This window comes from Levilactobacillus suantsaii, from assembly GCF_004115745.1.
In the GTDB taxonomy this organism is placed as follows: domain Bacteria; phylum Bacillota; class Bacilli; order Lactobacillales; family Lactobacillaceae; genus Levilactobacillus; species Levilactobacillus suantsaii.
This window is the reverse complement of sequence record NZ_QXIL01000017.1, coordinates 1-23739: the sequence shown is the minus strand read 5'-3', so window position 1 is coordinate 23739 and position 23739 is coordinate 1. Positions and strand designations below refer to the sequence as shown.

The following is a 23739-nucleotide window of genomic DNA, read 5'->3' as shown; positions in this document are numbered from 1 at the left end:
GCATATAACAACTGAACCATGTTCAATCTGAACAGTTTGATGTAAAATTATCCTGGACCAGCCGGGGGATGGCACCACGGAATCTAGGCCGTTTTACGTTTTTTGAGTTAGTGTTAGCAATCAAATCTTATTATCAACAATCAAACCAAAGGAAGCCATCAATTATGAATAGAGTAGCTAAGAGTTTAATGTTAACGGCGGCAATGTTAGGTGTTGGGGTGACGTTAGGGATCACAAAGGCCAGCGCTTCAGAATGGGTATATAATGGCCATGATTATGGAACTTACGCTAAGATGGTTGCAGCAACTAATGCCGATGCTAAGAAAAAGCAAGGGGCTAAGAACTGGGCGGCAAATATTAAAGACCAAGAAACTGGGCTGTCTAAAAAGGCTAAAAAAGAGCTTGAAGCTAGTTATTCGACTGATCCGAGCAAAATTAAGAATTATTATGATGGAACGACATCAAAAAAGACAACTAAGAGTAAAAAGGCAGCAAAGAAGTATGCCTACAAGGTAACAAATTTAAAAGCAACCAAGACTAAGTCCGGTAAGTACATTAAAGTAACGGGTAAGATTAAAGTTTCAACTAAGAGTCTTGCAAACAAGCACCATGCCAAGTGGGCACGCATTCACCTTTATAAAGGCGCCGACAAATATGCCCGTTTGACTAAGAAGATGACTTTCAGCAAGGCCATCAAGCGGTACAACGCCAAGCATGTTTACGTTAAGGCGGCGTACAAAACAAAGAACCAAAAGAAGTCAACCAACAAGCAGGCAGTCTACACTAACCATATGCTTTCTAAGAATTACGCTAAAGCAATCGGAGCTTACAAGAAGTAGTCAGCAACACCCAATCCGTCTTTATCGAGCGAGCCAAACAAGCAGGGTTCGCTTTTTTTGTTGGATCTAATAGTAATTTAACGGTAACAACGCCTTGTGGGTCACACTCGCAGTATGGCGGCAGTTGTCAGTGGTGATTATTCAGGAGCGGTCTTCCGAACAAAACGCTACATTTAAAGACTGACAGCTTTTTGGAATGTAGAAACGTGGAAAACAGCTGAGGTTTTTAGCAGGTTAAAGATAAACGGCATGCTTAAAAGGCATTAATCAAATAATTATAGGCATTAGACCTATATCAAACTGGCGCCTATACTAGGTCTTGTTCATGAGGCCCGTTGAAAGGAGAAATTAAATGCTCACGGTGATTGATTTTTCATCCCCCGGAGAAACCCTGGTTCGTGGGCAAACGCCGGTGGTGACAGAGGGGCATACCGCCCAAGTCGCCCGGTTACTGGGTGAGCGGTTGGGCATTGCGCCCGTGGCCTTACATCCGCAAGTCCCTTATCCAATGACTTACCCGGCACGCTTGAAACGGGCCCGCGCTGAACAAACGCAACACGCGTTCCCAGCGATTGAACCGGTGGCGTCCGCTGCATTACGGGCCCCCGTATGGGTCTTAGGTTATCCCATCTGGTTCGGCGGTGTACCACGCGTCATCGCGACATTGCTGACTCAGACCACCACACCACCGCGTGAGATTTATCCGTTTGCGACCCACGAGGGGAGTGGTCTGGGGCACAGTTTAGATGACCTGCAACGGTTATGTCCAACGGCGGTCATCCATCCGGGGCTCCCAATTCGGGGGTCGCGGGTGGACCGGGCCGCGCCGGCCGTGGACCATTGGCTCCAACAAGGGTTAGCAGACAACAAATGACGGACAAAGGAGATCATCAAATGACAGTTCGAGACAAAGTAATCGTGATTACCGGGGCTTCCTCCGGTATCGGCGAGGCGAGTGCTAAGCTTCTCGCCCAGAATGGTGCTAAAGTAGTCTTGGGTGCGCGGCGTGAAGCTCGACTCCAAGCAATTGTGACGGCTATTAAAAATGCTGGGGGTCAAGCGACTTACCAGGTGACCGACGTGACCAAGCCGGCTGAAGTCCAAGGCTTAGTTGATTTGGCGAAGACTACCTTTGGTGGCCTCGACGTCATCTTTAACAACGCTGGCATTATGTCGAACTCCCCAATCAGCGCGCTACACACCGACGAGTGGAACGCGATGATCGACATCAACTTGAAGGGGGTCTTGAACGGCGTGGCGGCGGTCATGCCGACGTTTACCGGTCAAAAGCACGGTCAAATCATCACGACGTCTTCCGTGGCCGGCATCAAGAGCTTTGCCGGGTCCGGGGTCTATGGGGCGACTAAGTTTGCCGTCCGGAACCTGATGGAAGTCATTCGGATGGAAAGCGCCCAGGAAGGTACCAACATTCGGACCGCTTCGTTGTACCCGGCGGCTATCAATACGGAACTGCTCCACACCATTACCGATCAACAAACGGCTAATGGCATGCAGAAGTTCTACGACGCCGTGGGCATCACCCCGGACGCCGTCGCCCGCGTGGTCAACTTTGCGGTCGACCAACCCGAAGACGTCAACGTTAATGAATTTACAATTTATCCAACCAAACAAGCTTAAAACTCAGCAAGGAGGACAATATAATGGCTAAAAATGAAGCAATCAAAGACGGAATTTTCCCAATGGGTGCCAAGAACGATGCGTACGCCAAATTCTTTACGGGTCAAAGTTATTTACAAGGGTTAGTGCGCGATCCCGACGTTAGTGTCGGCGTCAGCAACGTGACCTTCGAACCCGGTTGCCGGAACAACTGGCACATTCATCACAATGGGTTCCAGATTTTACTGGTCACCGGTGGCGAAGGCTGGTACCAAGAAGACGGCAAGCCCGCACGGCATTTGACGGCCGGTGATGTGGTCGTGACCCACGACGGCGTCAAGCACTGGCATGGGGCCACTAAGGACAGCTGGTTCTCCCACATCGCCATTACGGCGGGGACACCAGAATGGTTGGAGCCCGTTTCGGATGAACAATACGCTGCAGTGGAAGGAGATAAATAATTATGGCTGAAAAACAAACGGCTGGTCGCGACAACTTAGGTGACTTTGCTCCGAAATTCGCGGAACTCAACGATGATGCTTTATTTGGTGAAGTTTGGTCACGTGAGGACAAATTATCGGCCCGTGACCGGAGCTTGATCACGGTGGCTAGCCTGCTCACGCAGGGGGTCCCTCAACTTGAAGCGCACATGAAGATTGCCAAACAACACGGCGTGACTAAGGACGAGATGGTGGAACTCATCACCCACTTGGCCTTCTACACTGGGTGGCCAAAAGCTTGGTCCGCATTTGGTTTAGCTAAGCAAATCTACAAGGACTAATCTGCATTTAAAAATGACTGTTAAAAAACATGCCTCAGTGGTGACCGGATAAGCCGGTCGCGTTACTGGGGCGTGTTTTTGAATTAGAACCAAGTGGCTTGTTTGTCGGCGACCGTGGCTTGCAGCGCATCGATGATGGCGGTGAAGTAGGTCTCTTGCTTGGTAGCACGCAAGTAGCTGACGCCGTAAGTCATAGGGATGTCTAGATCCAACGGTCGGTAGACCACGTCGGTGTTTTGCGGGTCGATGGCAAAACCGGGAATCAAGCCGAGGCCTTCTCCAGAAGCCGCATACATCGCACATTCTGCAATATTTTTGACTGTCGTCAATTCCAAGTTAGGCAGTGTTTGGCGGAGCGTATTACTGAGGCGAATGGCAGAATGGACGGGGGGCGTGCTGTTCCAAATCCAGAGCTTGTGCTGGGCGAGGTCGGTGAGGCTGAGCTTGGATTTTAGGGTCAGGAGTTGGTCGCGGGGGATAATCACGCTATAGTGGCCGCGCAATAGCGGCGTGAAAGCGATACGCGGGTCGGCATGGAAGAAATCTTCCTGCATTAGGATGAAGGTCGCCTGCTGATTTAGCAATAAGTTTAAACTCGCGGCATATGGGGCCGGACGAAAACTGGAGAGTTGGATTGGTCGATTGTGCTGAGCGGTGAAGCGGTGGAAAAACGCCGGTAAAAAGACCCGTTCGAAGGGGATGATCGAGTGGCAGACCGTAATGGGTCGCGACGCTTTATCAGCGTAAATGTGCTCGAGCACCTGATTGAACTGCGCGGCAAGTTGTTGCAGGTGGGTGTAGAGGTAGTGGCCCTCGGGGGTCAAGTCGGTCTGGTGGGCGTGAACCGCGATGATTTTAAATCCCAGTTCGGTTTCGAGGCGCTTTAGGTTTTTGGAGACCGTGGACTGGGACACGTAGAGTTGGGTAGCGGTCTGAGTCACGCTTTTGGTTTGGCCCACGGAAAGTAGGCATTTGAGCTGTAATGAATTCACAAGTTACCATTCCAATTCGTCATAAAGGTATGCGATTTACGCGTGATCAGTCCGCAAAATTTGCCGTACCATGAACGTGTAAGCGATAACAATTGCAGACTAACGTAAAGGACTGATTAAATTATGACACAAACAACTTACGATGTCATCGTTGTCGGCGCTGCCAACGCCGGGGGCTTTGCTGCCGGAGCCGCCGCGGAAAAGGGCGCCAAGGTCTTAGTTATCGACAAGAAGTCGTCGAGTGATCACCTGTACCGCAATACGATTGCCTCGGTCGATAGCGCCGCGCAGAAGCGGGCTGGGGTGCACATCGACAAGCGTGAATTAGTTGAATTTCTGTCGGCGTTTGCCCAGGACAACGTTGACCAAAAGCTCCTGTGGACTTGGGTCAACCATAGTGGCGAAGCCATGGATTGGTTGGAAGAGCAGGTCTTAAAAACCAATGGTGACCACCTCCATGCCACTGGCGATGCGTATTATGAACACTTGATCAACAAGGCATTCCCATCTGGTAATGAGGTCACCCGCGATGAAAAATCCTGGGACCAGGGCTGGGGCAAGTACGTGATTCAAAAGGACCGTGACTTGGGTGTGACGTTCAAGTATCGGACCAAGTTAGAAAACTTATTGACCGACGCCCAAAATCGGGTCGTTGGTGTACGGGTCAAGGACACCGAGACCAATGCCATCAGTGAGTTTACGGCAACCAAGGGCGTTATCCTGTGTACCGGTGGCTATGGGGCCAACGAAGCGTTGATGCAGAAGTGGGCGCCAACGTTGCTCCAGAAGAACACCTATACTCAAAGCCCCCGCGATGATGGGTCTGGTCAATTGGCGGCCTTGGCTGTGGGGGCTGCCCGCGACGACGAACCGGCCAGCATCATCTTCGATCGGGGCGCGGTCCCGGTCGGCACCAATATTGATGATTACTACGTCAAGGACTGGAAGAGTCACCAGTTCGTCTTAGGCTCCTACCCACTGCTCAAGGTCAACTTGAAGGGGGAGCGTTTCTTCAACGAAAGTGCCCCGTATCAGTTTGCCATGAATTCACTCCGGCACCAACCAGGACATTTGGAAGTCATGGTCTGGAACCAAAAGACCATGGACAACCTGCAACAGTTCCACACGTTAGGGTGCTCACGGTTAGGCTGGCCTGGTATCTTCGGCGCAGACGGCGAAAAGAAGCTGGTTCAACAGTACCTGGAAAAAGGTTACGTGAAACAGGCGGACAGTATTGAAGAACTGGCCCACAAGATGCAATTACCAGCTGACCAGCTGCAAAAAACCGTGGCACGGTACAATGATCTCTGTGCTGCTGGCGAAGACCAGGATTTCGGCAAGGAAAGCTACCGGATGTTCCCCGTCGATGGTGGCCCGTACTACGCGGTCACGTTAGGGGGAATTTTACTTGCCACCTTGGACGGGTTGCACGTCAACGAACGGATGCAAGTCCTCGACCGGAATGCTGATCCAATCCAAGGGCTTTACGCCGCTGGCAACTGTGCGGGGGGCTTCTTCTGGGGCGCTTACCCGGACCGGGTTCCCGGTTTGACGGCCAGTCACGCGGTCACCTTTGGCCGGTTAGCGGGTCAGACTGTGCTAGCCTAACGTTTGACGCCTGGTTTGATGCCATGATGAACACCAAATAACTTAAAACGTGCACCGCTTACAAATGGATTTTCCATTTAAAAGCGGTGCACGTTAGTGTTTTGTCGGTGATACGTTAAACGGGGGAATGACTAGTCACTGGCAGGTTAATGGATAACTAGGCTCAGCAACAGCACGATAATGATGCCGACCACGGAAATGATACTTTCCAGGACCGTCCAGATACTTAACGTCTGTTTGACGGAGAGGTCGAAGTATTCCTTGAACATCCAAAAACCGGCGTCGTTCACGTGCGAAGCGGCTAATGACCCGGCCCCAATGGCGAGCACCATCAAAGCGGGGTCCACGCCGGCTTGGGCCATCAGAGGGGCCACGATGCCGGCGGCGGTCAAGGCCGCGACGGTCGCAGAGCCTAAGGCTACCCGTAAGACCACGGCGACCAACCAGCCTAAGAGTAAAGGCGACATATTGGAATTGACGAAGATCTTCGCCACTTCGTCCCCGACACCACCGCTGATTAAGACTTGCTTGAAGGCGCCACCACCTCCGATGACCAAAAGCAGCATGGCAATCGACTTGATAGCATCTTCTAGACTTTGCATGATGGCGGACGTTGGCCGTTTGCGGGCCCAGCCCATGGTGAACATCGCCACTAACAGCGAAATCAGCATGGCCATCGCCGGATCGCCAATCAGGGCGATGATATGGTCCAGCATGGTTGCTCCCTTGGTCGGCGTGGCCCCGCCGTTGACCGTCATCTTGTAGATGGTGGTAATCGCCATCAAGATAACGGGGAATAAAGAGGTTAAGACGGCCATCCCAAAGCTAGGGGATTCGGACTTTTTGAACGTCTTGACTTCCCCTAATGACGACAGGTTCCCTTTTTGCTGGAAGGCACTGGGCGCAAAGCGTTGGGCCAACTTGGTAAAGAGGGGCCCAGCCACGATGGCACTGGGAATCGCAACCACTAACCCGAGTAATAGGATTTCTCCGTCGTTAGCATTCAAGACGGCGGCGATGGCAACCGGCGCCGGATGGGGTGGTAAGAACCCGTGGGTCACGGACAGCGCAGCGGCCATGGAAATTCCCAGATACAGGATCGGCACGTCGGCTTCAACGGCAATGGCAAAGACGATTGGAATCAATAAGACCAGGCCGACTTCAAAGAACAGGGCGATCCCGATAATGAATGACGCCAGCATAATGGCAACTTGCAATCGTTTTTTACCGAATTTATCAATTAAGGTGGTGGCAATCACGTAGGCCCCACCAGCATCGGCGACCAGCCGACCCAGCATGGCCCCGAAACCGAAGACCAAGGAGAGTTCTCCCAGTTGACTGCCGATTCCTTCTTCGATGGTGGCCATGATCTTGGTCAGATTCATGCCCAGTAATAGCGCAGTCAAAACGGAAGTCATGACCAGCGAGACGAAGGTGTTGATTTTGAAACGAATAATGAGGACCAATAAAAAGATGACCCCAACAACAAGTGCTAAAAGTTCCATAGTAGTAAGCCCTTTCATCTTGATATAGTGTGAAAAGCCAGCTTCCCCCAAAACAGACTTTTCGTAAGCGCTTTATATTATACTTGATGGTACACAATTTGTACATAAAAGAACCTTCTTTTGTTTCATTTTGACGCAACTAAAATAGGCTAGTTTTCTGAAAAATGATTTGGTGGGTCAAAGGTTGCGGCCAGTCGGTGGCCGGGGAGACAAAAAAGGGGGCCTATCCAAGTTTGGATAGGCCCCCTTACGGGTGATTAACCGTTATTTTTTAGTAGTTTGTTGCGGGTGCTTTCGCTGGAATTCCGCAATGTTCTTGTACTCGGATTGTAACTTCCGGCTCAAACGGATGTAGATTGGAACTAACGTCCGGTAAGCTTCGTAAGTGTCCGGGTTCGGGTGGTGCACGTTAGCAACCCCGATAAAGTTCTTCACTTCAGTCAGATCATCGATCAGACCCAAGGAGTACATCCCTAAGGTCACAGCCCCTAAGGCCGTTCCTTCAGGACTTTCGGGAATCGTGACGTCTTGTTCGAAGATGTCAGCTAACATTTGGCGCCAGAGCGCGGAACGCGCGAAACCACCAGTTGCCTGGATGCTGGATGGTTTGCCCACGACTTCTTCCAGAGCCAACATGACCGTGTAGAGGTTGTAGACGATACCTTCCAAGGCTGCCCGGACCATGTGCGCCCGGGAATGGGTCCGCGTTAACCCGAAGAAGGAGCCCCGAGCGTTAGCGTCCCAGATTGGGGCCCGTTCGCCACCTAAGAATGGGTGGAAGATGAGGCCATCGGAACCGGCCGGAATCTTAGACGCAATTTCGGTCAACAGGTCGTAAGAATCGACTTGCATTTGTTCCGCCGTAATCTTTTCGGGCGCGAAGAGTTGATCCCGGACCCAACGGAAGACAATCCCCCCGTTGTTGACCGGTCCACCAACGACCCACCGGCCTTTGGACAGGTAATAGCAGAAGACCCGGCCTTTAGGGTCGATCTTTGGCTTATCAGTGACGACCCGGACTGCACCAGACGTTCCGATAGTCACAGCGACGACTCCTGGCTTGATGGCGTCGACCCCGAGGTTCGCTAACGGACCGTCGGAAGCTCCCATGATGAACGGAATGTTCGGGTCCATACCAATCACACCGGCGTAATCAGCTTTCATACCGGAGATTTGGTCGGTGGTGTCCACCAGCTTAGGAAGTTGGTCGCGGGTGATTCCGGCGACTTCTAAGGCTTGGTCGTCCCAGTCCATCTTGAAGATGTTGAATAACCCAGTGGCGTTAGCAACAGAGTAATCTTCTTGTAAGACGCCAAATAACTTGTAGATAACGTATTCCTTGATGCCAACGAACCAACGGGCCTTGTTGAAGAGGTCAGCGTGTTCATTGCGCAACCAGATTAACTTGCTCAGCGGCGTCATTGGGTGGATCGGCGTCCCGGTCTTTTCGTACAATTGCTTACCGACACCGTTTTCACGAAGTTCGTCAGCGTATTGCACGGCCCGGTTATCGGCCCAGGTGATGGCCCGCGTCAATGGCTTGTGGTCCTTGTCTAATAAAATCAAACTGTGCATCGCAGCGGAGAAGGAGACCCCGTGCAATTGACCATTCTTCAAATCAGCCTTCCGTAGCACCGTCGTTAAGCCATCAATAATTGCGGAGAAGATTTCTTCGGGATCTTCTTCGGCCATGTCGGGGACATCTTGGTACAACGGGTACAGGTTGTTTGAATAACCCTGCATCTTACCTTCAGTGTCATAAAGGACTGTTTTGACACTGGTCGTACCAATGTCGACTCCAATCATGTAATCCATAAAATTCTTCCTTTCGTGGTAACTCGATTAAGTCACTAGCGTCTTACGGTACCTTGACGTCGCAACCGGGTAAAAACTCTCGGTATCAGTCAGTGGAGACCGTCGTTCCCATGACGAAAACGTTATCATAGATAGCGTACTGGGTCGTTTGTTGAAAAGCAAGCGTTGGCCCTCATCAAAATGTGACTTACGGCCCATTTTAGACAAAAACGCTCCCAAAGGCAACGCTGTTTATTATATGTAAAAAAGTTTCACTTTTCAAGTGGGGTGTTGTAAAATATTTACAAAAAGATTTCTAAAAACAGGAAAGGTGATGGTGGTTATCGCACGTTCAGCATTGGGTAAGCTACGGGGGAAATATGATAGTCTCTCGACCACGGAAAAACGGATTGCGCAATTGGCGCTGAACAGTCCGTCGTCGGTCAGTGAGATGACGATTCGTGAGCTTGCCAGTGCCGCCGGAGCGTCGACCGCATCGATCTCCCGTTTCGTCAAACGGTTAGGTTACGCCAACTATCGGGAATTTACCATGGAGTTGGCGCACGTGGTGGTGGTCGACGCTAAGGAAGGGGCTAAGCTCTTCAAGGAATTAGGCGAGGGGGACTCGTTGGGTGTCATCGCCAACAAGGTGTTTCATTCGTCGATGGCCTCGCTAGAAGAGACCAACGATGCGCTAAGTGAAAAGGACATCGCCCGGGCCGTATTAAAGTTGATCAACGCCAAGAACGTTGCTTTCTTCGGCCTCGGGGGGTCCTCCGTGGCAGCACTAGACGGCTACCATAAGTTTGTGCGGACGTCACTTACGGTGACCTATCATCCGGATTATGACATCCAGTTGATGCAGGCAGCCAAAATGACCAAGGATGACTGTGCCGTGGTCATCTCCCATTCAGGAAAAAACTACGAAACGATTCAACTGGTCAAGGTCCTCAAGGAAAATGAGGTTCCCATCATCGGGATTACCAGTTACAGTGGCTCACCTTTGGCGCGGGCGGCGACTGTGACCTTACTGTCGTTGACCGATGAGATCCAGTATCGTTCCGAGGGCTTGTATTCCCTGATTTCACAGATCGCCATTCTCGATAGTCTGTTCATGATGACGGTCCTACGCAGTTCGTCGCGGACCCAACCAGTTTTGATGCACGTCAGAGACGTTATCGAACGAACTCGCGAAGAACCCTAAGCCACCACATGGTATAATAAACCAAAGTGGTTAGACGGGAACGGTGACGATGGTGAAACGACGGGATTATCAACCAATTTACATTCGTGCGGCACGCCGGAAACGACGGTGGCGGCACGTGGGCTGGTTTGCGTTGCTGGTGGTCTTGGTCACGTTAGGCATCTTTGGCTGGCAAACGTGGCAGGAAAATCAGCAAAACCAGCTTAATCAGTATCCCGTTCAGGGGGTCACTATCAATCAGGGGAGCGGTTACCTCGATTTTCAGCAGCTCGCCAAACACCATCAATTCGTCTACATCCAGGCCACGTCTGGGGCCACCTATAGTGATAATGATTTTAGTAATAACTACTCGCGAGCTCAGGGAGCGGACCTGAAAGTGGGTGTGATGCACACGTTTAGTTTCACGTCGTCAGCGCAACGGCAAGTAGCTCACTTTAAGCAAACCGTAGGCCAGAGGACGGGAGGGCTGCCCATCATGGTGGCGGTCAGTTACTATGATCAATACAACAGTAGTAACCGACGAATGGCCACTCAGGGGCAGAAACTCAAACGAGTCGTCACCAGGCTGGAACGGACCTATCACCAAGGCGTCGTGGTCTATGCTAGTCGCACGGTCTTGGCCCAGTTTGTGCGGCCCGTTTTGCCCAACCAAACCGAATGGGTCGCCAATAGCCAGTTGGGTCACTATGGCGACCGGGTGGCGTTGATTGAATACGACGCTAACGGTCACTTGTCTCAAGATGGGCAGTCGCAGGCCGTGGGTTTTACGGTCTTTAACGGCTCACACCAGCAATGGGTGCACTTTTATCAACAGGACTAAATCAAAAACGGATCATCCGCACGTCCAAATCAGCATTTAGGCGTGTGGATGATCCGTTTTGAGTTTTACGGGCGTGAGGCCATCAATGGGCCGGAGCGGACGACGAGTTATCGACGGGGTGTACCGTATAGGTACAATCGTCAGCCTCATCAAAAAACGAGATGGGCCGTTGCTCATTGGCCCGGATGACTAAGTGATACCCAAATTTATCTTGAAACGTCAGCTTGTGGTCGTCGAGGCCCTTGACGTTGACTTCCAGGGACCGACCATCGATGTGTACATCCAGATTCGGGCTGATTTCTAACTGGTGGCGCCGCTGATTATACGGGTCCACAAATTGCCAGGTACCCGCATAAAATAGCGGGGACTCATTGGATTCATCGTGTTGCTTTTTGCGAAGTGAGAAGCCACTAGTTAGTCCGGCAAGTAGTGAAATACCAAATAGTGCAAGTTCTCGACCTTTCACCGGAAATCCCTCCTTTGAACTATTGTCTACCCTAAATATAACATGTTTTAAGGGATAAACCACGCAAGACCCTCTCCATTTTTAAGAAAAAACAAGGTGCTGACTATGCCTTTGCGGTGGGGACTGGTAGAATAAGGGAAGACTAGATAATGACCTGTGGGGAGGGTGGTCACGGTCGTGCGTCGCTGCCCCCACAACTCAGACTTGTATTGGAGGAATGACTCATGATTCGGATCGGAACAGTTGGGACCCATTGGATTACGCAACAGATGGTTGACGCCTTGGCATTATCACAGCAATACGACTTAGCGGCGGTATACTCGCGGCATGCAGAGACCGCGACGACTTTTGCCCAGAAGAATCATGCCGCGGCGACTTATACGGACTATGCTACCATGTTGGCGGAAGCCGACCTGGATGTGGTATACCTGGCCTCCCCGAACAGTCTACATTTTCAACAGGCGCTAGCAGCGATTCGCCAAGATATCTCGGTCATCGTGGAAAAGCCCGCTGTGAGCAATCAGGGTGAGATGACGGCGTTGTTAGCGGAACTGGCTCGTCATCCCCACGTGCGTTTATTAGAAGCGGCACGCAACGTCCATACCCCGAATTTCCATGCCTTGGAAAAAGCGGTGGCCGCGTTGCCGACGGTTCAAGGGGCCACGTTGAGCTATATGAAGTATTCGTCGCGCTACGACCAAGTCTTAGCCGGCGAGCGGCCCAACGTCTTCACCAAGGAATTTTCTGGTGGGGCGTTACAAGATCTCGGAGTCTACCCCATTTACTTGGCCGTGGCGTTGTTTGGTCAACCAGCCCACGTGGCCTATTTTCCTACGTTAGTTGCGACCGGTGCCGATGGCAAGGGGATTGCCATCTTACGCTACGGGGACTTCGACGTGACCGTGAACTTCGGTAAGACCAGTAACGCTTACGCCTGGTCCGAGATTTACGGGTTGAAAGAGACCTTAGCCCTGGACGATGCTGGTGAAGTGACCCAGGTCCACGCGTATGCGGCTGATGGGACCGTGACGGATCTGACCGAGCCAGAGCTGGCTAACCCACTATTGCCAGAAGTCGCCGACTTCGCTCGGGTGCTTCAAAACCCGGACGACGCCCAGAATGCGGCCGACTATCGGCGCTGGTCGCGGTGGAGTCAACAGGTGAACCAAGTCTTGTACGACTTACGGGTCTCAGCGAATTTATATTTTCCGGCCGACGAAAACTAGAAAAGAAGAGGAACAACTATGTTAGAACAGTATCAAGCACATTTTCGCGCCCTAGGCTACACGGAACCCACCGCGATTCAAGCGGCGGTTTACGGTCCCATGACCAGTGACCAGAACGTTTTGGGGTTGGCCCCGACCGGGTCGGGCAAGACCGTAGCCTTTACTTTACCTGCCTTGGCGACCTTACTGCCTGGCGACGGTACCCAATTGTTGGTCTTAGAACCTTCCCAGGAACTGGCGATTCAAACCAGTCGGGTGATGCGTGATTGGGCCAAACTTTTGAATTTAAAGGTTGCCGCTTTGACCGGTGGCGCCAACGTTAAACGGCAGACCGAACGTCTTAAAAAGCGGCCCGAAGTGGTCGTGGGGACGCCAGGTCGGTTACTGAACCTGATTCAGGACCGTAAACTCAAGGTCCACTTGATTTCGATGATCATTGTGGACGAAGCCGATGACTTGTTGACTGGGGACACCTTAGAAACGGTCCGGGCTGTGGCTCAAGCAGCTCCGGCCGACGTTCAACTGGGCTTCTTTTCCGCGACGGATACGGCCATCTTGAGTGATTTAGGGAAATGGTTCGGTCAAGAAGTGACGCGGATCGACGTGCGCCAGGAAGACCACACCCAAGGCGATGTCCGCCACGTCCTCTTACAGGTCGGGATGGGGAAGCGCGATCAGATGTTGAAACGCCTCCTGGCGGTGCCCAACTTTCGGGCATTGGTCTTCTTCAAGCAGACCAATACGCTGAAGCACACGGCGACTAAGTTTTATCACGACCACGTTTCGGCGACCAGCCTGACCAGTGACTTACGGCAAGTCCAACGGGAAAAGGCCCTCCAAGACTTCCGCCAGGGACGGACTCGTCTGTTACTGACCACGGACGTGGCGGCGCGAGGATTAGATATTCCGAAGCTACCGGCCGTCATCAACTATGATCTGCCTAGCACAATCAACGAATACGTTCACCGAGCGGGGCGGACCGGGCGAATGGGCGAACCAGGCCAGGTCATCAGTCTTGGTGACGACCATGACTTGCGAGACCTCAAGAAATTGTTGCGCGAGACGGACTATGACCTGGTCTCTGTGTACTTTTCCGGCCGGCAGTTGACCACGGAACGGCCGAGCGCTACGCCCGCGGTTCGGGCCGAAGTACGACCGGCGACGCAGGCGGCACGAACGGTAGCTACGCGACCGGCGCACGACTCATTGACGCCAACCGTGACGGCTTCACCGGCGCAGGCCCCAGCCACGCACCAAGAGACACCAACGCCCAAGAAGTCCAAAAAGCACAAGAATCGGCATAATAAAAACAAGGGGATGCGTAAAAAGTGGCGTGACCGGGATGCCCAACACGACCGGGAACGCTCTTAACCCGTCCTTTACAATTAAAACAATCCGTGTCAAAATTAACTCACGGGTTGTACACTGGCCCTATAGCACAACTGGATAGGGCACCCGCCTCCTAAGCGGATGATCCCGGTTCGAGTCCGGGTGGGGTCATGAATGAACCGACCGTCACGTCAAACAGACGTGGCGGTTTTTTTGTGCGGCTAGGTAGAGGTGGTGAGAAGTCTGGCGGGTTATTTTGAACTAGTGGACTATTCGGTGAGTGAATGACGTATAATGGAACCATATCCTTTCCTTAGGTTGAAAACTATGCACGGTAGAGGAGAAAGGAGGTCTGTTTCCGTGGGCACCCAATTAAAGCGCTTTATTCGAGGCATTTTTTGGACGGTTTTAGCAAGCTACTTTTGGTACACTAATGTGCAAAATCACGCGGCCGGAATTGTTGGGATTATTCAAGACATTTTCGTGGTTTTGTCGGTAATTGCGGCATTATTTTACTACGTCACTTTGGTCGTAGATTTCTTTCAAATTATCCGGCACCGTTCAAAATAAGTTGTTGAGACTTAGTTAGTGGTCACTTTGGAGATTATCATCAGTGTTGCGTTGGTCAGATTATTAGTGAGGGAAGGTCACTGAATTTAGCAGTGTCCCCATGAATAAAATTGATTTTATAAAAACGCGATACTTTTTTGATTAGTTATTGATTCCAGAATTTGGGGGTTAGCAAAGAATATCGTAGGGGAGTCAAATAGAACTATATTAATAGAAGAAACTGAAAAATCAATTTGACTTTTTTATAGAAACGAGTAAACTTTCAATTATTAAGTAACCATTAACTTTATAAGGAGATTTTAACTATGACGACTTGGACAGCACGACAATCGAAACGATATTATAGCTGGTTTCAGTAGTCGTGCTGGCAGTTGCTGCGGGCACGACGCTTCGCAACAACTGTGACCAGTTCATTTCGGGAGGTAAAATCTACGGAAGAGTCACAGCGGTGATGGGTAAATAGCTGCGTGACTCTTCTTAATATTTGGGGGCGACTCAGGTTCATCCGCCGATATTTGAAGAATCGTCCGTATCCGTCTACGCATCACCAGCGGTTACGATTGGATTGAGAGGGCGATTTTATGACAAACAGCGAGATGGTACAATTTGGACTTTTGACGGACGCGACGCACCAGGAAACTTGGCTTCCACAAATACTGACTTGGGGCGCGGCCCGTTGCCAGACGTTTACCGTGGTTCCTGGGAAATTACCGGCTGTAATGGCAGACATTCGTGGCCGGGGGCTAGTGGGAGTTAATTTGGCAGGTCCCTTCAGGCGCGCAGTGGTGCCCTTGGTAGATACTTTAACGTTACGGGCGCGACAAACGCAAATCGTCAACACCGTTCGCAACGACCACGGCCGTTTAGTCGGTGACAACACAATGGGCGCGGGACTGTTTCAGGATCTACGAGCGCGGGGGTTACAGGTCACCGGTCGACGACTCGTCGTATTAGGAGCAGAGACCTTGGGGCAGGCCATCATTGCGGCAGCCGTAGATACCGGTTGTTCGCAGATTGATGTCATCGTACCAGTAACTGCCAGTTACGCTAGCCAAGCAACGTGGCTCAGTGGCTTGGCCCAAATGATGGACGGGACCTTACGGGTGCATCTCGCTACGGCGACGACCATCCTAGCTCGACTCGTCGCCCAAGCCGACGTGGTAATTAAGGCGACGCAAGGTACCGACGACCCAGTTTCCTTAGCAATCATGCGGCAGTTGCACCCGGGACAACTCGTTGTGGATGGGAGCGCATTGGTACGTACGAGCCCCTTTTTAGTTCAGGCGGCGCAGCAGGGAAGTGAGACCCACACCGGTTGGGGCTGTTTGATCTGGCAAGAAGCCTTGGCTTTTCAGTTCTGGACGGGGAAGGTCCTGGCGGTACCGGCGATGGAAGCGGAATTAGCCGCCCACCTCGCGCCCCAGTCAGTGGCCCGGCCAAGCGGCAGATAAGTTGATATAATCGCCGAATGAGCTAATCAAGTAAATAAATTCACAATGAAGAAGCTCTTCTATATAGGTAGAGCTTTTTTTGTTTTATCAGGCTAAGGTCAACCGTCGGCTAGCCACTGGGATGAGCGGCTCTCATTTGGGGTGGCATTTTACGCCGTCGATTAGTTACGGGGGAGGAATCGTAGTCCGGCAGTTTGCGATGTAGGCGTAAAACCCGAACGACGGAATTCGTAACCACAAACGATTATTTTTTAAAGACACTAAAATATTCTTAACTAGACCAAAACCTTTTGAAAGCAATGTAAGCGGCGGCAAATTAGTTTTTATTTAGTAAAACCATTTATATATTTCAAATGAAAAGTCAAATTGCAGGCGCTTTCTAGAAAACTTTCTTGTATAATATAGGTGGTGTTTAAAGATTTGAGGAGGTTGTCAAATTATGGATAATACAGAAACGATGAATCCCAAGAAGTTTAAGCGCATTTTGGTCGGGGTGGACGATTCTCCGGACGCCCAATTGGCTTTTCGGTACGCGATGAATCGGGCAAAATCCGATGACGCGGAGCTCGTGATTTGCACCATCATGGAGTCCGCTGATATGAATGTTTACCAAGCATTGAACAAGGATTACGTGCATGGTCAGCGTGCCGAACTGGTCAAACACTTGGAGGGCTACCAGGATTTAGCCCAACGGGTCGGCGTTCAAAAGGTTAAGTTGGTCATCGGTGAGGGCGATCCCGGTGAAGCGATGGTGAAGAGCATCATCCCAGAAGTTAAACCTGATATTTTAGTTATCGGGTCCTTATCGAAAACTGGCGTGCGGAAGTATTTTGGAAGTCAGGCCGCTTACATGGCAAAATATTCTCCGATTTCTGTAATGATTGTGCGCTAACGTTTTCACGGACCTTTCATGATGAAAACGAAAATAATATTCGGTGAAACGCTTGCAAGTTGAAAAAAAGTTTCATACAATGGGGCCTATGCGAAATGATTGAATTAGCACTAATCAAGTAATTCGTCAGAATCTGGCATAGGAAAGAGAGAGAAAAATGCAGTTCGTGATTTTATTGTTGGGTATTCTACTGTTACTTTTCCTGATTATTAAAGTTAAGTTGAATACTTTCGTGTCATTGATCGCAACATCGATCCTAGTGGCGTTAGGCCTCGGGATGAACCCTGCTAATATTGCGACTTCCCTGAAAGATGGGATTGGCAGTTCTATGGGTGAACTCATTATCGTCTTTGGGTTCGGGGCCATGATCGGCCGGTTGGTCTCAGATGCCGGTGGGTCGTACCGAATTGCGCGGACGTTAATTAACATCTTCGGAAAAAAGCGCTTGCAAGTCGCTATCTTGGTGGCGTCATTCCTGATTGGGATTTCGTTACTGTTCGAAGTTGGGTTAGTTCTGGTCACGCCAATCGTCTTTGCCGTTGCGCTTGAAGCGGAAGTGCCATTCCTGTACTTAGGAATTTCCATGGCCGCTGCACTGTCAGCGACGCAAGGCTTCTTGCCACCACAACCATCCCCAACTGCCGTTTCCACGGCTTTGGGGGCCAACTTGGGTCAAGTCCTGTTAATCGGGATCGTCGTTGCCATTCCTTGTGTGATCGTCGCTGGTCCGATTTGGACGCGGGTCATTCGGCACTTCAGTCCAGACCTTTTCGTTATCAAGAAGTCCTTACCGGCTTTTGGTGAAGTGAAGGAATTTGATTTGAAGGAAACGCCTGGTTTTGGGATTTCTGTTTTGACCTCTTTGTTCCCGGTTATCTTCATGGCTTTGGCCACGATTTACCAAATGACGGTTGACGGTGGGACAACGCCAAAGAATCCACATGGTATGGATGCGGTTGTTTCGATGTTAGGGAACCCCGTTATCGCCATGGTGATTGCGTTGCTCTTTGCCATCTGGTCCATGGGTCTGCACCGGAAGCGGACGATGAAGGAAATCAGTGGCACGATTGAAAGTGCTGTCAAGTCCATTGCGATGCTCTTAATGGTCATCGCTGGTGGCTCCGCTTTCAAACAAGTCTTAATCGATGGGGGCGTGGGGAAGGCCGTGCAACAATTGATGGTCAACTCTTCCTTCTCACCACTAATCTTGGCTTGGTTCATTACCGTTATCTTACGGGTCTCCTTGGGGTCAGCGACTGTTGCCGGGATGACGGCTGCAGGACTGATCACGCCGTTGATGCACTCTCTGGGTGCCGATCCGGTCATGATTTCGTTAGCTATCGGTGCTGGGTCCTTGGCCGCTTCTCACGTCAACGATGCCGGTTTCTGGATGTTCTCTGAATACTTTGACTTGAGTGTCAAGGATACCTTCAAGGTTTGGACGTCCCTAGAAACGGTTATCTCGATTGTGGGGATTATCATGGTCGTGATTATCAACGCCATCTTACATTAATTTCTCTTGATTATCCCGAACGAGTTGTTAACGGACTTCACTGCTAATACCCGTTTGCTAGGACCCAGGCTTGGATGCTTGGGTCCTTTTGTTTGGTCAAATAACTAACAAAAACAGCCCCGTCAAGCGGGATCGTGATGGACTCACGGTCGCGTTGACGGGGCTGTTTGACCTGATAGGGGCCGCGATTACTTTTCTTCTCGGACGATGTATTTTGGTCGATGTTTGGTTTCGAGGTAAATTTTATTGATGTATTGGCCGAGAATTCCCAGACAAAAGAGCTGGATTCCACCAATCAATAGGACAATGACGACTAAAGATGGCCAACCAGCAACTGCACCACCCACGGTCAGGGCGCGAACCACCACGAAAATCAGGCCGATCAGCGACAAGAAAAACGAGATACTGCCGACCCAGGTGGCTAAGCGTAACGGTGCGTTCGAAAAATCGATGATGCCTTCGATCGAATACGAGAACAGTTGCCGTAAGTTCCAATGCGTGGTCCCCGCCGCGCGTGGTTGACTTTCGTAGGTCAGGTAAGTGGTCTTAAACCCGACCCAGCTAAAGATTCCCTTGGAAAAACGGTTGAATTCAGGTAGATCCAGGACCGTGTCAACGAATTGCCGGGTCATCAACCGGTAATCCCGGGCGTTTGGTTCAATGCGCACGTCCGAGATGCGGTTGATGACGCGGTAGAAGCTACTAGACAAGAACGCCCGTAACTTACTTTGACCCTTGCGTTCCTTTTGAATGGTGCCCACGCAGTCGTAGCCGTCGTTTTCGATGAGCTGAAACATTTGGGGCAACAATTCGGGTGGGTCTTGCAAATCGACGTCCATCACGGCAATTAAATCACCAGTCGTGGCCTGAAGTCCAGCGGCTAAGGCCGACTCCTTGCCAAAGTTACGTGAGAACGACCGGAAGTGGACCGTCTCGGGGTGCGCTTGGTGGAGCGTCTTCATTTCCGCTAACGTCTGGTCCGATGAGCCATCGTCGACGAAAATGTATTCTGGTGTGACCGTTTGGGTCGGGGTGTTCATGGTGTCGATCACCTTGCTAACGGTTCGGTAAAACAATGGAATTGACTCCTCCTCGTTATAGCAAGGAACGACTAAACTCAGTGTTTTCATGTATAGACATTCCTTTCAAACAACACGCTTAATTTTACAGCAAACCGGTCTAAATGACCATTACGATTCCTTTATGTTTCGGTATCTTTCTTAGCTAGAGGCGAAATACAAAGCAGGAATGGTGGGGAGTGAGTATGCCCTTAGACAGGCGCTCGTGATTGCGCTATGCTTGAATGGTTCTGAACGAAACCCATCAGAATAAAAAAGGTCATTCGCCCAACTTAGGCGGGTATCTGCTATAATTGGGCATAATGAATCCGGAAAGTAGAGGAAAACAATGACGAAACCCATTAAAGTGATGACCGTGTTCGGGACCCGGCCAGAAGCCATCAAGATGGCCCCGATTATTTTGGCCATGCAACAGCGACCGGCCGAGTTCACCCCGATTACCGTGGTGACGGCCCAACACCGGGAAATGCTGGACCAGGTCCTGGAGATCTTCCACATTCAGCCAGACTATGATTTAAACATCATGCGGCCCAATCAGACCCTAAGTGGGATTACCACCCGGGTCTTAGACCACCTCGACCAAGTGTTGAGTGAGGCCAAACCAGACATCGTGTTGGTCCACGGTGACACCACCACCACCTTTGCGGCCAGCGTGAGCGCTTTTTATCACCAAACCTTGTTGGGCCACGTGGAAGCTGGCTTACGCACCTGGAACAAATATTCGCCATACCCTGAAGAAATGAATCGCCAATTGACGGATATTTTAAGTGACTTGTACTTCGCGCCAACCGACCTTTCGCGGCAAAATCTTTTGAAGCAGGCCCATCCCGATAACCAAATCTACGTGACCGGCAATACCGCTATCGACGCCTTGAAGCAGACGGTTGATGCCGATTATCACCATGCGGTGTTGGACCAAGTCGATGCCGCCAACCGCTTGATTTTGGTGACCATGCACCGGCGGGAGAACCAGGGCGAACCGATGCACCGGGTCTTACACGCCATTCGGCAGGTCGTCACTGCCCACCCAGACGTGGAAGTTATCTATCCGGTCCATTTGAGCCCGGCTGTGCAAAAAGTGGCCCACGCCGAACTAGACGGGATGGCCCGGATTCATCTGATCGAACCGCTAGACGTGGTCGACTTTCATAACCTAGCGGCGCGGAGTTACTTTATCATGACCGATTCCGGAGGGGTGCAAGAAGAAGCCCCGTCGTTGAATAAGCCCGTGCTAGTTTTGCGTGACACCACGGAACGGCCAGAAGGGGTCACCAGTGGCACCTTGAAATTAGTGGGGACGGATCCCGCCAAGGTCACCACGGCTATGGAGGCGCTCTTAGATGACACGACGGCTTACCAAGCCATGGCCCAAGCAAAGAACCCGTATGGGGACGGCCACGCTGCCCAACGGATTTTAGCGGCGATTCAAGAGACTATCAATGGAGGCAAGCTTAATGGCTGAAACAGCGTATGACCGCGCGGAGATTAAGACGACCGAACAGTTGTCCGAAATCATGCGGCATATTCATCACGAGGCAAGAAAGCACAATGAACGGTTTGATTATAAAATCTTACGGAATGTGCACTTTGCCAATAAGGTCAAAAATCCCGTTACTCAGGAAATGAATGAAGGGGATTCTTGGCGCGTGATGCAGATCGATAACTTATTGGTCACGTCGTTTGGCGTGATCAATGTCGAAAGTAAGTATTGGCGGGGCATGATTTTTCATGATCTGTCGGACGAGATTTTTTCGTCGAGTTTGGATGACTTTTCCGCGGTCAATTTACGACGCCACCACGAAAAGGACACGACTAAAGCGTTGACGGCCCAGTTGGACCGCTTCTTCTTACCAAACCTTTCTGAAGAAAACGAGTCATTGACGCGAGGATATACGTTGAGTCTTGAACAGGAAGGACGCGAGAAACGGTCGGTGACCTTACACACGGGAATCGGCAATCCCGCTACCCAAGCGGAGCTGTCCTCCAAGTTGCTGGTGCGTTACATCAACAGTGAAATCACCATGCACAAGCAATTGGAGAACAAAAACGACCGCATCATCGACTTCGTTAAACCACTGGTCTATTACAACTACTATGATCGCTATGAGCGCAGTAACTCGCTCGTGGTCGGCAATAAAACGAAGCTGAATCCTAAGGACGCGTACAATTGTACCGCGGTGGCCAATTATCAAGACTTGGCGACCTTTATTGAAACGTTCCGGCAGGCGAAACGGGTGCGGTTTAGTCGGCGGACACTGAAAAAGATGATCAAGACGTTGAAGTTTGCGGAAGATTATGGATCATTCTAACGAGGGGAGTCGACCTGCCGTGGCTAATCGTTGGCAAAAACTAGTGGCCAAAGCGCAACCGGTAATCAAGGCCGTGGCGCGGCACTATAAGATGGCAAATGTTTCGGATTCGGCCGCAGTGCTGGCCTATTATTTGTTACTCTCTTTATTTCCAGCGCTCTTAGTTGTGGCCAGTTTGTTGCCCTTCTTACAGTTGGATGCCAAGACGGTCATGGAGGGCATTGAGCCCATCGTGCCCGCGGACATCTACCAGATGCTGGGACCGATTATTCATGCCTTTTTGACCCAACGGAGCGGTGGCGTCCTTTCCGTAGGGGTCGTGGTGGCCATTTGGTCGTCGTCACGGGCCGTAGCGGCTTTTCAACGAACCGTGAACCGGGCCTATGGCGTTGGGCGTACGCAAAACGCCCTCATCAACCGGGTCGGGGCGTTCTTTTGGATGGTCGTGCTGATTTTGCTCTTATTTGCATTAATGCTCTTTTTCAGTTTCAGTCAGCTCATCATGGAACACCTGATTCCGTTATTTCACTTTCCCGAGTACCTATTGTCGTACTTCAACGCTGCACGGTGGCCGGTTACCTTTGTGGTCACGTTCTTTATCCTAGCCATTTTGTTTTACTTTGTGCCCAACGCACGGGTTAAGTGGCGCTATGTCTGGCCAGGGGCGTTAACGGCGGCATTGGGTTGGTTACTTCTTTCACAAGCGTTTTCGCTGTATTTAAAGTATTTTATGCATAGTATCGATAGCTATAAGACCATTGGGACGTTCATCGTCTTGATGTTTTGGTTGAACTTTACCGGGATGATTCTGATGTTCGGGGCGGTGTTGAACGCTTCAGTCCAGGAACTAGTGGATGGTCCCGCGGAGGAACAGACCCGGTTGCGCAGCTTTATTCAGCAGCATCAACCGAAAAAAAATCCCCGGCACGATTAGGTGCGGGGAATAAGCGATGTGGCGGGTGACTTCGAACGGAAGTTGCGCGCCACGTTTTGGCCCAAACGGCCGTTATTTTTGGTCTTGATGACTCGAAACCAACTGCTGGGCAAAGGCGTCCAACTGACGGATGTCGTCCTTGTCGGGTGCCAGATTGATTTTAACGTCAGGAGCACCCGGGGTGGCGTGGGCTTGCTGGAAGGCCGCGGCGAATTTATCAACGGAAATGTTGTAATACTGACCGTAGAAGGTGTCTCCAGAACCGGCCACCCCGTAAAGCTTCCCTGTTAGATCGAGGCCTTGTAGGTCTTCGTAAAAGTCAAGACCTTCGTCGGGCAACGCGCCCTCGTCATAGGTGTACGGGCAGACCACGCAAATATCGGCGGTCTGAAAATCAGTGGCGTCGGCTTGAGAGATCTCGGTTTCGGTGACCTGACAGCCAAGGCTCTCAAGTTTTTCGGTAATGATGTCGGCAATGTCTTCGTTATTGCCGGTAATGGTGGCAAAAACCACCTGTGCTGTAATCATGGCATTTTCCTCCTACTGGCCCTACGCCGCGGACGGTCCCGGTCCGCTAAGGTTTAGGGTTAACTAAATTAATTATAACAGGTCTACCGAAGGGTGACTAGGAACCATTCAGGGACGTGATACTATGTTGGATGAAAAGCTAATCGATTAACTAATATTGGGTTTTTCGCCCGACGAATTGTCAAATCAAGTGTAACTTTTTACCGAAGAAAACTTCAGATGGTGTCTTCCAGCCTAAGACCTTACGGGGGCGATTATTTAAATTCCTGACAAACTTCGCGA

General features: G+C 51.0%; 23 protein-coding genes and 1 tRNA gene. 18 read left to right on the top strand and 6 right to left on the bottom strand.

The genetic code is table 11. The features are described 5' to 3' along the window. Positions 1 to 164: 164 nt before the first annotated feature. The 5 genes from DXH47_RS08360 to DXH47_RS08340 all read left to right on the top strand — a co-directional run bounded on the left by DXH47_RS08360 (position 165) and on the right by DXH47_RS08340 (position 3237). Positions 165 to 839 (top strand): hypothetical protein, encoded by a 675-nt coding sequence (locus DXH47_RS08360; protein WP_129032897.1) that lies wholly within the window; start codon positions 165 to 167, stop codon positions 837 to 839. A 352-nt stretch (positions 840 to 1191) separates the two neighbouring features. Next, positions 1192 to 1713 carry a flavodoxin gene (locus tag DXH47_RS08355; protein WP_129032896.1) on the top strand — a complete coding sequence of 174 codons (522 nt, stop codon included), beginning with the start codon at positions 1192 to 1194 and terminating at the stop codon, positions 1711 to 1713. Between the two features lie 20 nt (positions 1714 to 1733). Further along, positions 1734 to 2477, top strand: coding sequence for an SDR family oxidoreductase (locus DXH47_RS08350; protein WP_129032895.1), 744 nt, complete (start codon positions 1734 to 1736; stop codon positions 2475 to 2477). A 23-nt stretch (positions 2478 to 2500) separates the two neighbouring features. Next, positions 2501 to 2917 carry a cupin domain-containing protein gene (locus tag DXH47_RS08345; protein ID WP_129032894.1) on the top strand — a complete coding sequence of 139 codons (417 nt, stop codon included), beginning with the start codon at positions 2501 to 2503 and terminating at the stop codon, positions 2915 to 2917. 2 nt (positions 2918 to 2919) lie between these two features. After that, positions 2920 to 3237, top strand: a complete 318-nt coding sequence (locus DXH47_RS08340; RefSeq protein WP_129032893.1) for a carboxymuconolactone decarboxylase family protein — start codon at positions 2920 to 2922, stop codon at positions 3235 to 3237. Between the two features lie 83 nt (positions 3238 to 3320). On the opposite strand, the gene DXH47_RS08335 is transcribed toward DXH47_RS08340, so the two are convergent. Continuing rightward, positions 3321 to 4229, bottom strand: coding sequence for a LysR family transcriptional regulator (locus DXH47_RS08335; protein ID WP_129032892.1), 909 nt, complete (start codon positions 4227 to 4229; stop codon positions 3321 to 3323). Positions 4230 to 4352: 123 nt separating this feature from the next. Here DXH47_RS08335 and DXH47_RS08330 point away from each other — a divergent pair, with 123 nt between their 5' ends. Further along, positions 4353 to 5837, top strand: coding sequence for an FAD-dependent oxidoreductase (locus DXH47_RS08330; protein WP_129032891.1), 1485 nt, complete (start codon positions 4353 to 4355; stop codon positions 5835 to 5837). Between the two features lie 146 nt (positions 5838 to 5983). Here DXH47_RS08330 and DXH47_RS08325 read toward each other — a convergent pair whose 3' ends face one another. Then, positions 5984 to 7342 (bottom strand): gluconate:H+ symporter, encoded by a 1359-nt coding sequence (locus tag DXH47_RS08325; RefSeq protein WP_129032890.1) that lies wholly within the window; start codon positions 7340 to 7342, stop codon positions 5984 to 5986. Between the two features lie 264 nt (positions 7343 to 7606). Next, a complete protein-coding gene (gntK, locus tag DXH47_RS08320; protein WP_129032889.1) occupies positions 7607 to 9157 on the bottom strand; it encodes a gluconokinase in 1551 nt (516 codons plus the stop codon). A 313-nt stretch (positions 9158 to 9470) separates the two neighbouring features. On the opposite strand from gntK, the gene DXH47_RS08315 reads away from it, so the two are divergent. Beyond that, positions 9471 to 10340 (top strand): MurR/RpiR family transcriptional regulator, encoded by an 870-nt coding sequence (locus DXH47_RS08315; RefSeq protein ID WP_129032888.1) that lies wholly within the window; start codon positions 9471 to 9473, stop codon positions 10338 to 10340. Between the two features lie 49 nt (positions 10341 to 10389). Then, a complete protein-coding gene (locus tag DXH47_RS08310) occupies positions 10390 to 11160 on the top strand; it encodes a GH25 family lysozyme (RefSeq protein ID WP_129032887.1) in 771 nt (256 codons plus the stop codon). An 82-nt stretch (positions 11161 to 11242) separates the two neighbouring features. On the opposite strand, the gene DXH47_RS08305 is transcribed toward DXH47_RS08310, so the two are convergent. Continuing rightward, the gene (locus tag DXH47_RS08305; protein WP_129032886.1) at positions 11243 to 11626 is read right to left on the bottom strand and encodes a DUF4828 domain-containing protein; all 384 of its coding nucleotides are present in this window, start codon (positions 11624 to 11626) and stop codon (positions 11243 to 11245) included. 224 nt (positions 11627 to 11850) lie between these two features. Here DXH47_RS08305 and DXH47_RS08300 point away from each other — a divergent pair, with 224 nt between their 5' ends. The 7 genes from DXH47_RS08300 (at position 11851) to DXH47_RS08270 (ending at position 18607) form a co-directional block, all read left to right on the top strand. Further along, on the top strand, positions 11851 to 12852 hold the full coding sequence (locus DXH47_RS08300) for a Gfo/Idh/MocA family protein (protein ID WP_129032885.1): 1002 nt from the start codon (positions 11851 to 11853) through the stop codon (positions 12850 to 12852). Positions 12853 to 12870: 18 nt separating this feature from the next. Then, complete coding sequence (locus tag DXH47_RS08295; protein ID WP_129032884.1) at positions 12871 to 14223, top strand: DEAD/DEAH box helicase; 1353 nt, start codon at positions 12871 to 12873, stop codon at positions 14221 to 14223. Between the two features lie 56 nt (positions 14224 to 14279). After that, positions 14280 to 14352: transfer RNA gene (locus DXH47_RS08290), tRNA-Arg, on the top strand. A gap of 189 nt (positions 14353 to 14541) precedes the next feature. Then, entirely contained in the window at positions 14542 to 14751 is a 210-nt protein-coding gene (locus DXH47_RS08285; protein WP_225423542.1) for a hypothetical protein, read from the top strand. A 581-nt stretch (positions 14752 to 15332) separates the two neighbouring features. Further along, complete coding sequence (locus DXH47_RS08280) at positions 15333 to 16202, top strand: shikimate dehydrogenase family protein (RefSeq protein WP_129032882.1); 870 nt, start codon at positions 15333 to 15335, stop codon at positions 16200 to 16202. Positions 16203 to 16641: 439 nt separating this feature from the next. After that, positions 16642 to 17094, top strand: a complete 453-nt coding sequence (locus DXH47_RS08275; RefSeq protein WP_129032881.1) for a universal stress protein — start codon at positions 16642 to 16644, stop codon at positions 17092 to 17094. Positions 17095 to 17251: 157 nt separating this feature from the next. Then, complete coding sequence (locus DXH47_RS08270; protein ID WP_129032880.1) at positions 17252 to 18607, top strand: gluconate:H+ symporter; 1356 nt, start codon at positions 17252 to 17254, stop codon at positions 18605 to 18607. A 188-nt stretch (positions 18608 to 18795) separates the two neighbouring features. On the opposite strand, the gene DXH47_RS08265 is transcribed toward DXH47_RS08270, so the two are convergent. Further along, positions 18796 to 19737: a glycosyltransferase family 2 protein gene (locus DXH47_RS08265; protein ID WP_129032879.1), complete on the bottom strand. Its 942-nt coding sequence runs from the start codon at positions 19735 to 19737 to the stop codon at positions 18796 to 18798. A 277-nt stretch (positions 19738 to 20014) separates the two neighbouring features. Between DXH47_RS08265 and wecB the strand changes: the two genes are divergently transcribed. From wecB to DXH47_RS08250, 3 genes are read left to right on the top strand one after another with little or no spacing between them, the layout of a single operon-like run. Then, positions 20015 to 21148 carry a non-hydrolyzing UDP-N-acetylglucosamine 2-epimerase gene (wecB, locus tag DXH47_RS08260; protein WP_129032878.1) on the top strand — a complete coding sequence of 378 codons (1134 nt, stop codon included), beginning with the start codon at positions 20015 to 20017 and terminating at the stop codon, positions 21146 to 21148. Then, entirely contained in the window at positions 21141 to 21995 is an 855-nt protein-coding gene (locus tag DXH47_RS08255) for a nuclease-related domain-containing protein (protein WP_129032877.1), read from the top strand. Before wecB ends, DXH47_RS08255 begins: the two co-directional genes overlap by 8 nt. Positions 21996 to 22014: 19 nt before the next feature. Then, a complete protein-coding gene (locus DXH47_RS08250) occupies positions 22015 to 22929 on the top strand; it encodes a YihY/virulence factor BrkB family protein (protein ID WP_129032876.1) in 915 nt (304 codons plus the stop codon). Positions 22930 to 23001: 72 nt separating this feature from the next. Here the strand turns inward: DXH47_RS08250 and DXH47_RS08245 are convergent, their stop codons facing one another. Beyond that, complete coding sequence (locus DXH47_RS08245) at positions 23002 to 23457, bottom strand: flavodoxin (RefSeq protein WP_129032875.1); 456 nt, start codon at positions 23455 to 23457, stop codon at positions 23002 to 23004. Positions 23458 to 23739: the final 282 nt, after the last annotated feature.